Source organism: Vibrio fortis (assembly GCF_024347475.1).
GTDB lineage: Bacteria > Pseudomonadota > Gammaproteobacteria > Enterobacterales > Vibrionaceae > Vibrio > Vibrio fortis.
This window is the reverse complement of record NZ_AP025487.1, coordinates 738,534-755,030: the sequence shown is the minus strand read 5'-3', so window position 1 is coordinate 755,030 and position 16,497 is coordinate 738,534. Positions and strand designations below refer to the sequence as shown.

The 16,497-nt window shown below is 43.3% G+C and carries 9 protein-coding genes and 1 riboswitch; of the genes, 6 read left to right on the top strand and 3 right to left on the bottom strand.

Going from position 1 to position 16,497, the window contains the following annotated elements; all coding sequences use genetic code 11:
- Window positions 1-119: 119 nt before the first annotated feature.
- Complete coding sequence (locus OCV50_RS03325; RefSeq protein WP_449369358.1) at window positions 120-1,115, bottom strand: TDT family transporter; 996 nt, start codon at window positions 1,113-1,115, stop codon at window positions 120-122.
- 157 nt (window positions 1,116-1,272) lie between these two features.
- Between OCV50_RS03325 and OCV50_RS03320 the strand changes: the two genes are divergently transcribed.
- From OCV50_RS03320 to dapD, 6 genes are all read left to right on the top strand, one after another.
- Entirely contained in the window at window positions 1,273-2,169 is an 897-nt protein-coding gene (locus OCV50_RS03320; protein WP_261903701.1) for a LysR family transcriptional regulator, read from the top strand.
- Window positions 2,170-2,256: 87 nt separating this feature from the next.
- A complete protein-coding gene (locus tag OCV50_RS03315; RefSeq protein ID WP_032551401.1) occupies window positions 2,257-2,550 on the top strand; it encodes a YebG family protein in 294 nt (97 codons plus the stop codon).
- A gap of 157 nt (window positions 2,551-2,707) precedes the next feature.
- Window positions 2,708-2,794, top strand: a riboswitch (Fluoride riboswitch).
- Between the two features lie 177 nt (window positions 2,795-2,971).
- The gene (locus tag OCV50_RS03310) at window positions 2,972-3,664 is read left to right on the top strand and encodes an iron-sulfur cluster assembly scaffold protein (RefSeq protein WP_239842411.1); all 693 of its coding nucleotides are present in this window, start codon (window positions 2,972-2,974) and stop codon (window positions 3,662-3,664) included.
- A gap of 21 nt (window positions 3,665-3,685) precedes the next feature.
- Window positions 3,686-4,666, top strand: a complete 981-nt coding sequence (locus OCV50_RS03305; protein WP_261903700.1) for a GGGtGRT protein — start codon at window positions 3,686-3,688, stop codon at window positions 4,664-4,666.
- 144 nt (window positions 4,667-4,810) lie between these two features.
- Entirely contained in the window at window positions 4,811-5,452 is a 642-nt protein-coding gene (locus OCV50_RS03300) for a MarC family protein (protein WP_239842409.1), read from the top strand.
- 253 nt (window positions 5,453-5,705) lie between these two features.
- Window positions 5,706-6,737, top strand: coding sequence for a 2,3,4,5-tetrahydropyridine-2,6-dicarboxylate N-succinyltransferase (dapD, locus tag OCV50_RS03295; RefSeq protein ID WP_032551396.1), 1,032 nt, complete (start codon window positions 5,706-5,708; stop codon window positions 6,735-6,737).
- Between the two features lie 90 nt (window positions 6,738-6,827).
- On the opposite strand, the gene OCV50_RS03290 is transcribed toward dapD, so the two are convergent.
- Both OCV50_RS03290 and OCV50_RS03285 read right to left on the bottom strand, forming a co-directional pair.
- Entirely contained in the window at window positions 6,828-7,364 is a 537-nt protein-coding gene (locus OCV50_RS03290) for a DUF3332 domain-containing protein (protein ID WP_261903699.1), read from the bottom strand.
- Between the two features lie 227 nt (window positions 7,365-7,591).
- Window positions 7,592-16,366 carry a carboxypeptidase regulatory-like domain-containing protein gene (locus tag OCV50_RS03285; RefSeq protein WP_261903698.1) on the bottom strand — a complete coding sequence of 2,925 codons (8,775 nt, stop codon included), beginning with the start codon at window positions 16,364-16,366 and terminating at the stop codon, window positions 7,592-7,594.
- Window positions 16,367-16,497: the final 131 nt, after the last annotated feature.

Below are 16,497 nucleotides of genomic sequence, written 5' to 3'. Positions count from 1 at the left end.
CACGCTAATCTTGCCACAATATACTGCCAGATTAGCATAAGTGCTGAGTTTGGATGAGCAATATAAGCTTATGAAATACCAAAAGCTTAAGGTCTGTTTATCTTTTGAACTGAGCCGCCTTACAATCGACCAGTTACGCTGACCATAACGCGATGTGGTTTGTAGTTCATGTAGTAACGTACCGCTACATAACCCACTACCAGCGTGGCAACAATAAGCTCTATGTACGCGAGACTAAATACTTGGTTAACATATTGCACATCGATATCCACATTTTGCATCCACGCAGCCAACTTAAACAACGCGGTAGCGCCAATCACCATTGGAAAGGTAAACGCGGCGTAGCCCGGGCTAAATGGCAGGCGAAGCAGTTTAAAAAATGCCACATAGATAATGAATGTCATTAGAACCGCAATACCAAATAACAGACCAATAATAACTGGCGACGGCGTCTCAGTAACGGTCAAGTACCCAGCCAAAGAGAGACTCGCAGGAGCTGCCATAATCGCTATAGTAGGTTTAGCTGCATCTGGAATTTCATGGCGAAACATTAAGCGATAGATCATCATCGGCAGCATCACAGCATAAAGCATCAAACCAAAAACGAGCGTTGCATGCGCCACTGGGGCAAGTGTTGGGTTTCCAGAAAAAGATACATCTGCGACCACAATACCGATAGGCGGAACAAACCAGCTTGGTACCATATGATGCACTTCAAACTCTTTAATTCGGTGATACAAAAAGCTCACCAAAAACACCACATGCAAACCAACTGAAAGTAGCCACACTAACTCTCTTAGGAACAGTGAAATAGGGTCAAGTGACGCCGATACGATCATACATCCCATCGCAAACGTCGGGACAACACTTCCCACCACTGGGTGCGCAAGATCTTCACGAAGCAAATGCCCGTGAACCAGAAATTTTACAGCTAAAATAGCCAACAAAACGCCTGCAATCGCGGCACTAATCCACTGAACTAAACCCGGAGTTTGCAGTAGACCTTGAGATACTAACACCCCATCCCAACACCAACCTAAGCTGGCGATAGCAAGCGCTAAGCCTGCCATAGGCGTCGGCGCACCGGTTAATCTGTATTTTAGTCGTTGAATCATGTCAGCCTCTCTTTGGTCTTGTTCACTTATTTGCGAACTCATCAGCTTGTTGAGGCCATATTACGCTTGTGATTTGTTAAGTTATATCCAATTATATATAACAACTGTTCAATAGTTCTGAACATAATGTACTCGTTCAAAGGTTGATAGAAAATCGATGGCTAATATTTCCATTAAACAACTCAAAGTTTTTGTCACCATCACCCAACACTCAACGATGACCGCTGCAGCTGAAGCGCTGTTTTTATCAAAGGCCGCGGTAAGCATGGCTCTCGGTGAGATGGAAAAACAACTTGGCCACTCACTGTTTGATCGTGTTAACAATCGGCTGGTTATCAACCAAGAGGGGCAAAAGCTGTTGCCACTGGCTGATGAAATTCTCCATCGAGCAGAAAGCATTGATGCCCTTTTTAATGATGATCAAGTCTTAAGCGGACTACTCAAAGTCGGTGCCAGTGACACAATTGGCAATCAAGTTGCGCCCTTTATTTTATCTGGTTTTCGCGAACAAACTCAGCATCAAGAACAAAGTTTGTTTATTTCCAACAGCGCTCTTATTTGCCAAAAGCTGGTCGATTATGAACTGGACATTGCGCTTATCGAAGGCAAGACCTTACATCCAGAGCTGATTTCAAGCCAATTTAGCAGCGATGAGATGTGTATTGTCGCTAGCGCTAATCACCCACTGGCTCAATTGGAATCAGTGCCATTAAGAGAGCTTGAGAGCAGTCACTGGATCCTCAGAGAGTCCGGGTCAGGGACGCGTGAGTTTTTCCTTCGAACCGTCGCACCCCGTATCGAGCATTGGTATGAATCCTTTGAGCTCAACACTACTGAGGCGATCATCAACTCGGTCTCCGCTGGGTTAGGTCTAGCATGCTTGTCAAAACTGGCGGCAGAGCCTGCCATCAAAGATGGTCGCGTCAAGGTCATTAATGTACCTCTTGATATGAAACGTCGCTTTTGGATGCTGGTTCATAAAGACAAATATCAGAGTCCACTTCTCAAATCCTTCATGAGTTATTGTGAAGAGTGGGCGACACATCAAGATTGATACTTCTATCAGGGCTGGTAACTGGACTTTTAGCCACTAAAACTGTATAAAAAGCCAGTAAAATTTATCAAACTTAGAGGATTAACCATGGCTGTTATCGTCAAGTACGTGGTGGAACGCAACGGAGAAGAGAAAATGACTTTTACCTCTAAAGCCGAAGCTGACGCATACGACAAAATGCTGGATATGGCTGATGAGCTTTTTGAACTGTTAGGCAAAAGCGAATTAGTAGAAGACGAAGGCAAGCAAGAAGAGCTTGCAATGTACCTTGCGAAGAACAAAGAAGAAGTTCTTTATGCACTAGGTGCTAAACGCAAACCAGCGCCTAAGAAAGCGAAAAAGCTTGAAGCCGTTGAAGACGCGGAAGAAGACGCAGCATAACTCGCTGATACCTCTCTTAAAAAATGCCAATGACCACTCTAATTCGAGTATGTGATTGGCGTTTTTTTATATTTATCGAAATATAATGAAGCGAGTTTATAGTCAAAATCGCTCTAAACATTCCCTTGCACCAAAGTGTGATTGAGATCTAATCTATACGCCATCAGGTGATGGGGTTCCACCTTGGCTTTCTAGCTTCAACCGCCCGTTCATATCGAACCGTGCTAATGACTCCTACAGAATCGAAAACAGGTATTCCTGTTGGTAGTATCGTTATACCCACCATTTTACGAGCTTAGCTTGCTCTTTTCCTTGGTGTCACGATACGCAAGATCTGTAGTGAAATTAGCCACACCTCTTCCAACATGTCCTGTTTTCTCAGCGTCCTAGGTCTTATTGACCCTACAAGTGAGAAAACACTATGCAATACTCATCTGAAATCCAAAACATGTGCCCGATTCAACGTGGTGATCTTCATGCTTCTGCACCCATTCCAGTTGAAGGTGCGATGGTCAGTCCAAAAGACGTAATTGCTATTTCCGGATTAAGCCACGGCGTTGGTGCCTGTGCCCCACAACAAGGTGCTGCGAAGCTAACGCTCAACGTCAAAAATGGCATCATTGAAGAAGCGCTGATCGAAACCATCGGTTGTTCAGGCATGACTCAATCTGCAGCGATGGCCGCAGAGATCCTCTCTGGCAAAACCATTCTCGAAGCACTTAATACTGATCTAGTGTGCGATGCGATTAACGTCGCGATGCGCGAAATCTTTCTGCAATTTGTATACGGCCGTACTCAATCTGCGTTCTCTGAGGGCGGCTTGGAGATTGGTGCTGCTCTTGAAGATTTAGGGCAAACGCAACGCAGCCAAGTCGGTACCAGCTACTCTACTTCAGCCAAAGGCGTGCGATACATGGAGCTTGCTGAAGGCTATGTCACTCAGCTTGCGCTAGACGAATTCAGTGAAGTGATCGGTTATCAATATCTCAACCTTGGCAAAATGATGAAAGCGATGAACCAGGGCACTCCCGCTGCCGAGGCCGCTGAACTGGCCACGGGTACCTATGGCCGCTTCGATGAAGCCGTAAAAACCATCAACCCACGCCAACACTAATTGCCAAACAGGAATCAGACAATGAACACATTAAATACCCCATCTGTAACTCGCGTTTTGGCAGAAATGAACTTAGAGTCTCTCGACGAAGCTTACCAATACTGCCTAGAACATGAGGTTGACCCGAAAGCACTGGTGATGGACACCCAACCTATCGCTTTCGATAGCGCGACCGAAGCCTATACTCTAGGCACAGCATTGGCGCTGCATCGTCGCGCTAAAACCGCAGAACAAGCAGCCAACATTATCGGTGAAGCACTACAAGCCTTTACCAAGGCCGGTAGTGTCGCAGAGCAGCGCCAAGTCGGTATTGGTCACGGAGCACTAGCCGCGCGTTTGCTTAATGAAGAAAGTGGTTGTTTCGCGTTTTTGGCTGGGCATGAGTCTTTTGCTGCCGCTGAAGGGGCGATCAAAATCGCACTGAACGTCAACAAATCTCGCACTAAGCCGCTCAAAGTAATTTTGAATGGCTTAGGCAAAGATGCGGCTTACCTTATCTCACGTATTAATGGCTTTACCTATGTTCGCACTCAGTATAATTACCAGACCGGTGAACTCATTGAAACCGAGCGCCGCCGATTCTCACAAGGCCCTCGCGGAGAAATTTTATGCTACGGTGCAGATGACGTCCGTGAAGGGGTGGCCATCATGCATCGTGAACAAGTCGATGTCAGCATTACCGGTAACTCCACTAACCCAACCCGCTTCCAACACCCAGTTGCCGGAATCTACAAAGCAGAACGTACTCGCCAAGGTTTAGCTTATTTCTCCGTGGCTTCAGGTGGTGGTACCGGACGCACTTTGCACCCAGACAACGTAGCAGCCGGTCCAGCATCATACGGCATGACTGATACCATGGGCAGAATGCACGCTGACGCTCAGTTTGCAGGCAGCTCTTCGGTTCCTGCTCACGTGGCAATGATGGGTTTCATCGGTATGGGTAACAACCCGATGGTGGGAGCAACTGTGGCATTAGCCGTAGCCGTGAGCCAAGCCGCTTAACCCCTGTACCGACACAAAAATACCAATAATAACGTGAAACAGATAGCCAGCGATTATGCTGGCTATTTTTTGCTCTCAACATGGTCTACTATCTATTCTCAGATGAGTGACACACGTTAACTCTATCTTTATTAAGGGAATAATATGAAAGAGCTGATCATCCACACCATTACGGTCTTCATGGGCTTCTTTGCCATCATGAACCCAATTGCCAATACACCAATATTCTTGGGGCTCACCGGAGACAATGATCGCGAGACCGTAAAATCCATTGCTTTTCGCTCCGTATTCATCGCTTTTATCATCGTCAGTACCTTTGCGATTTCCGGTAAACTGATCTTCGATCTGTTTGGTATTACGCTCTATGCATTGAGAATTACAGGCGGGATATTAGTATTCTTGATCGGTTTTCACATGTTGCAGGGCGACTCCACACACGGCAAAGCCAAAGAGAAAGTTCACTCTGATGCCCAACAGGATGCGGCACTGAGTATCGCAGTTTCCCCTCTAGCGATGCCGATTCTCGCAGGTCCTGGAACAATAGCGACCGCGATGAACTTCGCCAGCACCGAGGGGATTTATGAAACCGTCATTACCATCGTTGCCTTCGGTTTGCTGTGTACTCTCACTTATGTCCTGTTTGTGTTCGGTGAACGATTTGTCAAAGCCGTTGGACCTAGTGCACTGAATGTTATCACCCGAATGATGGGTCTGATCCTAGCGGTTATTGGTATGCAAATGCTGATTGAAGGCATTGAACAAGCCTATAAAGCGCTGTTTGTCTAACGTGTATGACCGCCGAAATCGGCACTTAGACTAAAAATGAGTGCAAAATTCACTTTATCTTGTTGCAGAAAAATATCTCTCAAAAGACAAGCAATATCATTTTACAGACTTTCTCCCCATGCGCCCTTTCATAACGAGGGCGCTCTCTTTATGATGAACCCAATTAAATTAACTTTTGCTACCCAAGCTGTTCACCACACGAACAGCCAATCAAGAGGTAGCAAAATCAAGACTCAACACATGGAGATTCAACATGGCTTACTTTTCACTAGCCTTTGGTACGGCGACCAAAAACCGCGACAATAAAATCATTGAAGCGTTCTTCCCTAACCCACTTCTAAACCCAAGCGATGCTCTTGTAGCCGCTGTGGCTGAAGTTGCAGGTTACACTGAAGGCAACCAAGCTATCGAAATCTCTGCTGCACAAAGCGCAGAACTGGCGAAAGCATTCGCAGCAAACGACGATGCAGCAAATGCGTCTTTCGCAGAAAAAGCAGCAGCGTCTGAGCAACCACTTGTGCTTGTTGTTCTTGCAACAGATGAGAAGCCAGCTTCAGTAGCGGAAGGCTTCCTTAAACTACAACTTATCTCTAACCGCCTAGTTCAACCACACGGTACTGTACTAGATGGTATCTTCGGTCTACTGCACAACATCGCATGGACAAACGAAGGTCCAATCGATCTTCCTGAGCTAGCAGATCGCCAAATCGAAGCTCGCCTAGCAGGTCGTGCTCTGTCTGTAGATTGCGTAGACAAATTCCCGAAAATGGTAGATTACGTAGTTCCAGCAGGCGTGCGTATCGCTGATACGTCTCGCGTTCGTCTGGGTGCACACGTGGGTGAAGGCACAACGGTTATGCACGAAGGCTTCATCAACTTCAACGCAGGTACAACAGGCGTGAGCATGGTTGAAGGTCGTATCTCTGCAGGTGTTGTTGTTGGTAATGGTTCAGATATCGGCGGTGGCGCTTCTATCATGGGTACGCTATCTGGCGGCGGTACGGTTGTTGTATCTATCGGTGAAAACTCACTGCTAGGCGCTAACGCAGGTCTTGGTTTCCCACTAGGTGACCGTTGTACTGTAGAGTCTGGTCTTTATGTAACTGCGGGCTCTAAAGTACGTATGCTTGACTCTTCTGGTCAAGAAGTTGAAGTGGTTAAGGCTCGCGATCTAGCTGGCGTTTCTGACCTACTATTCCGTCGCAACTCTGTGACTGGTCAAATCGAGTGTCTTGCTAACAAATCAGCTGTTGAACTAAACAGCGAACTGCACAGCAACAACTAATCTCGTTGCTATTAGTAGCTTGCTATAAATAACGAAGCCGCTGGGGTTAAATCCAGCGGCTTTTCTTTTGTCTTCATTAAATTGAAAGGATTACGCTTTCTCAGCGGCTAATTGCTCTAGAGCTTGAATTGAGGTTTCAGAGACCAATGCGCCATCAAGGTAGTAGCTGACGTTGTCTCCATCACGTACGCCCATCAATATAGCCTTTTCACCATCGTTGTAAGTGATATCCATACGAATGGTGTTCTCATCAATTTTCTGCATCTCACCGAACTGAATTTGTCGTTGATAAGTGATAGGGGCAACAGGTGCTTCTTTGAGTGAATCATCCAGACTGTCGTTCACATCAATCATAGTATCAACTTTACTATCAAAGATATGTGGTGCGCCTGTCAGTGGGTTTTTACCTGTCCAAAACTCTAATGAGTTAAACACGATGTAGTCCGCTGCGGTTGTTAAGGCGTAAACCGGTGCCAATAAGAAGTTGACCCCAGCACGAGCATAACGGTTATCGACAACCTCGACGTTAAACTTCATTAATTTCCCAGTAACGGCGTTACTACCGACACACCCAGCCAAAGACATAACAACGGCGGCCACTGCAACTGCTTTTGTGATTGTTTTCATAGTTCCCTCTTGTGCCATAGTGATTGGTTCAGACTCGTTATCTCTAGCGGCGAAAGACTGACACGCCTCAAGATGAGAAACAGGCCTAACAAATTGATTCCACAACTTTTAGCCTAGTGCAGTTTTTTAGAACAGCAAACTGCAAAGTATAAGTTTTTGTTCCACAAGGTGAGTTTTGATCAAAAAAAAGCGCAGGCCTTTCGACCTGCGCTTTGACGGAAAGAAATTTAGTGGAACGTTGGGCGGTCTGTTAACCAAACCATTGGTTCACCTAAGTTACGCTCCCACACTGCAATAGCGTGTTCAGCATCAAGTACTCCATCGTTGGAGCTATCACCGGTCATGATCTGCAACTTGTATGCCCGTCCATCTAAATCAAACGTCACATAGTTGTCTGCATCAACATCCCAGCTTGTGATCACCGCTGGTAGACCATCGTATGGTTGCCATGAGTAACCGTCCCAAATTAATTTTTGAGCAGTTAGTTCACCATCGACAGCAAATTCAAACTCCATGTAAATATTAGACTCGAAGTGTGCAACCCATGTTTGGTTTTCAATGATTGATGGTGCTTCGGTATCGACATATTCATAAGGCTGTTGAATACCATTACCGTCAGTGACCGGATTTGTATTAAAGAAAATAACTGGCAAATCATTTTCATACTGTGCGATCCAGGTGTAATGATTCGTACCATCAACCATATAAATCGTTTGTACTGCTTCATCTTCACTATTTAGATACTGCCAAGCACCTTCTTCGTTAATTCTACCATTAACAAAATACAGTGATTTCTCAAAATTACGATGGTGCCAATCCCATAGCTGGTTTGAGTAAGTGTGGTACATCCCATATGGTCTAATGTAGTTATCATTCGAGCTATTCGAGTACATACGAACTAGATTATAGCCATAATCACGATACTCCACTCCATCAATATCCACAAACTTAGTCATTGTTGGCTGATATCTGTAATTTGAAGTTGATGTAAATACATCATTACCAATTTTTGTAACCTTGTATGAACCATGCCTTGTTACTGGCACGTTAGGTTTTTCAGCAGACAAATACTCTCTCATAAAGACCTCATGGTAAGAGATACTACTACCATCTAAATGCTTAACATGCAGGCCATCATCTAGTTGGTCAGCATCAGTAACAACAAAGTACTGCGTCGTATATTCGCTAATAGACAGCCTACCCTCAACTTGAGAGTAACTTGATGCACTAACCCCTGTTGTCATACTCATATTATAAGTACTAATCGACCAAGAGCCTTGGTAATCACGTTTCGTTGGGTTGCAACCTGCACCAGAACAATCAGAGCCAAGATGCACCCATTCATTATCGCCATAATCAGCGCTATAGAACTTAACGGTTACCGAGCCAGAAGTTGCAAATTGATACTCTGTCATCTCCAACTCGCCCTCGTTACTCTCTACAACACGATATAAAGTGCGATTCTCTAAATCAGAAGTTTCAACTCCAACCCCAAAATCACGCAATGCCATTGGCTCATCAATAGTTCCAAAGACTCGATTAGGATAACGTGCGTAGCCTAAGTAACGTTCACTCGAGTTTTGAGTTGTATCTTCATAGGTATCGTATTGACCATTACCGTTTTCATCGATATATGTACGGACCTCAATAGAGCTACCCGCTTGGAACTGACCAGCTTTAAGCCAACCTTCAAATTCGAAGCTGCCATCATTTTGATCAACGACCATAGTTAATTGCCCTTCCTGAGCTTGAACATAAGTATTCAAGTTATCAAGAAGCTCAACCCAATTACCTGTGTAATCCTGCAGTTGAATTACACCAGAGAATACATAGTAGTCATAACCAGACTCACGCATTTCCTTCTCAGTTTTTGGCGCTACTGGTTCTGTGGTTGTGTCATTACCGCCAATCACAATTACACCATTTTCATTCACTGAAACAGAAATACTATCCCAAGGGCCTTCACCTTCAATCCAAGTAAATATGATTTGACCATTACTGATATACCAGTAACCAGTCGCATCACAGCTTGGATCTCTAGTCCAATCACTATCACCGACTTGTGCTTTGTAGCACATGTAAGTAACCGTACCATCAGCACCAAAGGTTAATTCACCTTGATATAGCCAGTTACCAACTTCCATCGGCATTTGAATGAACAGTGGGTTCTTAATTAAATCAGATGCAGGTCCTGGTTCAACAATACCAGTACCAACATTACGCATATCCCAAAGATCATGAACACCGTTTGCGAAGTTCTTTTCTGTACGTGGGTTGTCTACACCATCAATAGTGAATGTACTACCAGAATTAGGGTTAGTTACAACTGTTGTTGCTTCACCATCACCTTTGCGATCTTCTGGATTACCGTAGCCATAGTTCAGAACTTCTTCATTTTCGATGATTGCTACGCCATCAAAGAAAATAGAATTATTAGAATCAACATGTGGCCACTGAGTTAAATCACTATTTGTGAAAATAGTAGTTCCACCACCTAAATGATAACTTCCCCAAATTCCGTTAGAGAATGTTCCAATACCGTCATAATCACCATAGTTACTCTCAACATATACACCTTCAAAGCTCGTATTTTCATTACCAGATACTCGACCACTTTGAGAAATTATTTTACTACTCTCAATATTAGAATTACCTTGAAAATTAATTGAGTCATCCACTTCGAAACTAGAGTGCTCAACTCGAGCATTATTTATGTACAACTCTCGCGCGTTGATGTAACTATCAATAAAAGTTGCATCATACCAATGCATATAGTCATTATTCGGTGATACGTATATTTCACTGTTAACAACTTTTGTATTACTTAAACCAAGTTTACGCTGTGCTAATTCTTTAAAGATCGTATAAGTAGCGTTTGTCGAGTTTAATGATACTGTCGGTGATGTATTTTCTTTATCGTAGTTTTCACTATTTGTAATAGTAATTGGATTACCATACTCACCTTCAAAACTACAGTTATTGAAACTTGGGTTTGCTGAGCCATCAATAACTAACGTAACACCTGCTTTAACAGTACATTGAGATAAAGATGTCCCTTTACCAAGCGCAACTTCACCTTTGTTGTTAGCCCAAGAGTCATCAATAACCACATCCGAGATATTACCGTATAGTGGTGTCTGGTCTTTGTTCAGAGGATCGTAACCAAGGGCAACTTCGTCACCATCATTAACTCCATCACCATCTGTATCAGCAATATAAGGATCTGTACCTAGCTCCTCTTCATCTGCATTGGATAGACCATCGCCATCAATATCGTCATCTTCAGAATCAGGAATACCATCGTTATCTGTATCTGGCTCTTTATGACCCGGGTAAGAATTTGGATCTAAAGGGTCATAAATAACAGGTGTACCGAACTCTGAATCAAAGTTAGAAAGCTTATCTTCTTGAAGGTCTGAGTAACCATCATTGTCGTTGTCTGGGTCAATGTAATCTGGAATACCATCTTTATCAAAGTCAGCTTCGTATAAATCTGCTGATGAGATTACAGGGTATAATTGATTATTGTCCCCTGACTTATAGTTAATGCGCTCAAGGATATCACCTAGAATATCAATTGAACCCCAGTAGTTATAAGCAAGGAATGCAGAACTATACTCACCATTATCATAATTATTTGGTGTTAGTACTGTATGTTGATCGACAATATTAAATGTGAAGTCCAGTTGGTTACTTTCAACTAAAGACTTAATAAAAGTATTACGTTTGAAACTCGGACCATATACCTTACTCTGAGTTACTTTGGTGTTACTCATTGAGTTGACACCATCCATGCTAGTATTAAGACTTACGGATGCAAATTCAATTTCAGAGTTATCAATATTGCCTTGTACATATAGGGAAAATGGATAAATTTCAGAACCGTTATCTACCTTGTCTAAGCCATTGGAGTTTTCTACCTTAACCAATGAAGAGTTAAGGCTATCAATCTGCCAATTGACGTTCCCTTGCTCCTGCCAGCGCCAGCAGGGAACATGATCATGTTTTTCATCATCCCAGCAATACTCATCATAGTAAGCATAGCCACCAAGCTCAGTTAAGACAGAGTTATAGATATCAGAAACTTGTAAGTACTGCTCAATATAGTAATTACTGTCACCATTAGACTGAACACCACCTAACTGGATCGATGAGTTGAAGATATCAAGATCAATCTTACGTTCATCCACACCTACTTGAATCATCTCTACATAATGGAACTCGCCCTTACCAAGACGACTTTCACTATCCGAAACACCGGCCTCAAAATAAGCATCTAATCCGCCTTGCTGAGAAATCTTAACTTTTTGTTCTTCAGTACCATAAGCCAATACTTCACCCGCAATTTGAACATAGCGAGTATTGTTTGCATCAAATGTAGCTGGCTCTGGATTTGCTGCAAATACAACTTCAGTACCCGGAAGCATCACCCACTGAGCATTCTCATCAACTTTCATATTCGCTGTGATCATGTAAGGTGAACGACTCTTCAGCCACACTTCACTTTGCATCATTACACCACCATCAACTTCCGTCGGACCTGCCAAGTCAGCCAAAGGTTTTGCAGACGCTTCTACTGATGCTTCACTCTGGTTTTCCTCACCATCAACAGCGGTTACGTAGTAAATGTATGTGGTGTCATTACTAACCGCTAAATCATTAAAGTATGTTTCAGTAATCAACGACTCTGGGTTCACAAGCTCAAAGGTAGTACCTGCATTCTCAGAACGATATAGACGGTAACCAACCACAGAGCGATCTTCTGACTTAGCCCAAATCAAACCAATTTCACGGTCACCTGCATAAGCATTGATTGATTCAATTTGGCTTGGTGCTAGTTTTTCTTTACCTAGTAACTCACCTTCGTTACCTGCTGCATCTTGCGCCGTAATACGGAACCAAACCACTTCGTTAGGGTTAAGCTCTTTTAGCGTAATTTGGTGATTGCCATTTAGGCGATCATTAATCACTACAGGCTCACCAAGATTATTCTCTGTACCGTACGCAATTTTCGTTGTTGCTGGCTCATTAGTAGTGAAACGCAACTGCATTGTGCGATCTTTAATGCTTGAACTGATCGTTAAACCATTAATCTCAGGCGCTGAAGAAAGCACGACTTTGCTATCGCTTGTGTTGGTTAATTCGTTGCCTGCGCGGTCAATAATGTCTGCGGTTACAAACGCATCAATCTCATCTGGTGTATCAATGTTGAACGAGCGCTCATAGATACCGTCATTTGCCGCTGCATCGCCACCGGCACCATTATCTAGTAGAGCAAGGTCCTCAAAGACACCCGCTAGCGATGCTGAAACAGACGCTCCAGTTTCACCTAGGTTTAAGCGTAAACGTAGTGTGTCACCGTTAGTTTGAGCGCCTGTTGCTGCGAATGATACAACCTCAAGCTTTGTATCAAGCTTGATTGAATCATCCACCTCAGGAAGCTCTACACCATTAATATCCTTAAATGATGCAATAACCGTTTGCTCACCATCTTCTGCATTTAGCTCAATGGTCGCGGTTGAAGCAAAGGTTTGCCAACCTGTAGATTGACCACCCTCAACCTCAAGCTTCATTTGAACTGCATCGGTGTTACCAACCGACAAGTTAACTGTCTTTTCATTGGTGTATGCTGCACCATCGTTAATCACGATAAAGCTCTGACGTAAGCGCTGCTCTGGAAGTTGAACCGTTTCCTTACCTTTTTCAACATCCAGTTCGAAGATTAGTGTCTCCCAACCCTCAGTGGTACAAGCGATCGTAAATTGGTATTCACCTAATGGTAATTTCTCTTCGAAATGACCGTCGTTCTCAATGTAATGACCCGTGAAGCCGTTATCTAGGCCAACGGCATCCACCGTCACATTGGTTGGGCATGTGTTGGCAACTGAAATGTCAAAACTAACAATAGAATGTGTTTGTACTAACATTTGCGGTGCTACAGTGAAGTCACCAATGTCATTGATAACAATAGTGCTTTCATAAGTTGCTGTTGAATACAAATCTTTAGAGAATGTAATACCATCAGGGTAATTACCTATTGGCAAAGCTAACGACCAATCACCGACCGCATCTGTAGAGGTTTTATAACGAGTGCCATTTAACTCGACTAGAATCGCACTATGTTCCGTTCTGCCATCTAATTTCGCAGAGCCTTTAGCTATGCCTTGTACTGGATCTAATGCAATATCAAACGGAAGATTAAATTCGATAATATCAGGGACTGTCAGAGACTGTTGCTCTCCTTTATAGCCGGCTTTAGAAACTTGCAGTTGAAATGTACCAACCGGTACTCGTTGGAATTCAAATAGACCTTCTTCATTGGTTTGAACTGTTGATGAGTAACCGGTACCCACTAGTGTTGCAATTGCATCAGCGAGAACAACGGTGCCATCTGTAACCTTGCCTGTTACTTTACGACTCATTAACGATACATCGTCAACTGTCACTATTTTTTCAGCAAGAACTGTTGCTTTGGTGGTTGTAGAAACAACCCCTGCTTTAGAGAATCGAACGTCAGTTTCACCGACAGCAAGTTCGGTGATTTGATATATACCTTGAGCATTGGTTTGTACGCTCTGCTCTTGAGATTGAACGGTTACGTCGGCAACCGGCACACCTTCAGAAAGGACCTTACCTGTAATTGCACCAGTTTCAGCAACCAACTGAATTGAGGTTAGTAATGTTGTTTGACCGTAGATAACCGTAAATTCATTATCAGCCATTTGAGAAATGAAGCCAGATTTACTGTACGTTACACCACCGTTGTAAATACCTGTCGGTAGTGAGTACTGCCAATAACCCGATGCTGACGTTAGGATCGTCGCATCTACATTTGGTAGCTTAACTACTACACCAGAGTGATCAGTTTGATCTTTCAGTGTCACAATTCCAGAAACAACACCATAACTGCGAGTTAAATCGATTGAGTATGGTAATTCGTAATCTTCACCCTCAGGTAAAACAATACTTATGTTTTGTGTTGTATAACCAGTTTTGCTAACGGTAATTTTGTAATTAGCACCGGAAAGGCCTTTAAACTCAAACGTACCGTCCGAGTCAGTCGTCACTTGAAGCTCTGAGCTCAAGTTTCCACCAGCGATAACAACCTTAGCATCAGCTAAAGCCACTCCATCAGCTTCAACATTACCTGTGAAACGAATTGGTTTAATTACAACAGGCTCAGCAAGAACGACATCACTATTTACAGCGATTGTTACTGGGATACTTGTTGAGTGGTAACCGTCTTTATTTACTTCCAGCGTATAAGCTGCTGCTGGTACATCAGTAAACGCAAAATTACCTTGTGAATCCGTAACTGTTGAAATGCCAGCTGGTGTTAGTAGAACCGCTTGGTTAGCAACTGCGTTGCCAGAGTCGTCATTGATCTCACCGCGCAAACTACCAGTTTCTGAAACTAAGAATTGAGGTGCAACCCAAGTTACAGTCCCTTTGTGAATTTCGGCTTCAGCAGCAGTTGCTTTGTAATTGGAGTCTGTAAAGTTGATCGTGTAAGAGTCAGCGGCTAGACCATTAATAATAAATGAACCATCTTTTGCAGTGATCGCTTCTTTATCTGTCCCCTCGATAGAGACAATGATACCAGCATGATTCAACTTTTCTGACTTGTTATCAAATAACGCGTAGCCTGCAAACGAACCTGCATCAGGTTGTGCACGGCGTAAGATGATGGTTTCTACAAGTGTCGTGCTATCAGACTCAACCGAAACGTTGTCAACTTTCTCAGCATCAAAATCGTTTGGCGCAACAACAATGCTATAGCCCTCACCAACTGGTAGGTGGTTTAGCTTATAGATACCACTTTCATTAGTGATTGATGTATATGTTGTGCCGTCATGAGCTCGTGCATGAACAACAATGTTAGCAGGGATGTTAATTCCCTCAGCGGCAATTTGACCGGTAATCGAACCTTTTTCTACCAATAGCTCAATGTTTGATAGATCGGTAGTTTTATCCTTTTCAACAGTGAAGCTAACCGCTTTAGAAACGAAGTTGGCATGCTCAATCGTTACTGTGTAATCACCACCTGGCAGACCAATCATTTCAACTGCACCGTTAATGTCAGTTACTGCTGAATCATTTAATGGACGGAATGTTAGCTTAGCACCAGACACTGGTTGGTTAGTTTGTGTAGAGATAACCGTAAATTTAACACCACCTAAGGGCATTAATTCTTCTTCACCAATTGGCTCTATGATGATGTCATCTTCAGGCTCAATTGGAAGAATTGATGGTGCGGAGTAATAACCTTTACCTGTTTCTGGATCGATAATAATCACGCCGTAGCCAGAACAAGCAGGAACCTCAATAGAGAAATCTCCACGTGCATCTGGCTGGATCATAATTGGGTCAATAACAGGAGCGAAGATTTCAGAATCAGAAGATGGCTGGGTTTGGCTTACACCGAAAGAACCACATTGTGATACCAGTGCAATTTGACCAGCGGCAGTGCCATTGTTGAACACTGACAGATTTGAGTTGTTAATTCGGTCTACAATCGACGTATCTATATTACCCGAGATTGTTGCAAGGCCTGATAGCTCAGGTTGAGGTTCAGGCGTGATTGAACCGTCCGAACCATTGCAAATATAAGCGGTATCTAAAACTTCATTACTATCAAGCTGATTATTACCATTTAGGTCGATACCTGAAGTGATCTTTTGGCCACCTAATGGACATGTCGCATCGCCTTCTTCAACAACCTCAAGCTCAACTAAGCTAGCTGAACCATGACAAACATTTTGCGTATCAGTTACTTCATTAGGATCGAGTACGCCATTACCGTTAGTATCAATACCGGTTTCAATTTGGATACCGCCACTTGGACAAATGTCACCCGCAGGTAAATCTATTTGTTTTGTAACAATAGATGAACCTGGGGTGCCAGGATTAGGTGTAGATGAACCGCCGCCTGAATCGCCACCACAACCGATGAGAAGGGTAGCAAGCAGCAAACAAAATACATATCGAGATATTGAAACCATTATAGATCGCCGTACGGTTAAATTAATGGTACAGCATTCTACAGATGCAATTTTGACCTATCAAGTTAAAAAATGATGGAACTTTAAATCCAACTCAACATGTCAAACTTCCCAACACAAACCATTAACAT

Coding starts and splice junctions, on each gene's coding strand:
- OCV50_RS03325 (WP_449369358.1), bottom strand. CDS start 1,115: ATGATTCAACGACTAAAATACAGATTAACCGGTGCGCCGACGCCTATG.
- OCV50_RS03285 (WP_261903698.1), bottom strand. CDS start 16,366: ATGGTTTCAATATCTCGATATGTATTTTGTTTGCTGCTTGCTACCCTT.
- OCV50_RS03305 (WP_261903700.1), top strand. CDS start 3,686: ATGAACACATTAAATACCCCATCTGTAACTCGCGTTTTGGCAGAAATG.
- OCV50_RS03310 (WP_239842411.1), top strand. CDS start 2,972: ATGCAATACTCATCTGAAATCCAAAACATGTGCCCGATTCAACGTGGT.
- OCV50_RS03320 (WP_261903701.1), top strand. CDS start 1,273: ATGGCTAATATTTCCATTAAACAACTCAAAGTTTTTGTCACCATCACC.
- OCV50_RS03300 (WP_239842409.1), top strand. CDS start 4,811: ATGAAAGAGCTGATCATCCACACCATTACGGTCTTCATGGGCTTCTTT.
- OCV50_RS03290 (WP_261903699.1), bottom strand. CDS start 7,364: ATGAAAACAATCACAAAAGCAGTTGCAGTGGCCGCCGTTGTTATGTCT.
- OCV50_RS03315 (WP_032551401.1), top strand. CDS start 2,257: ATGGCTGTTATCGTCAAGTACGTGGTGGAACGCAACGGAGAAGAGAAA.
- dapD (WP_032551396.1), top strand. CDS start 5,706: ATGGCTTACTTTTCACTAGCCTTTGGTACGGCGACCAAAAACCGCGAC.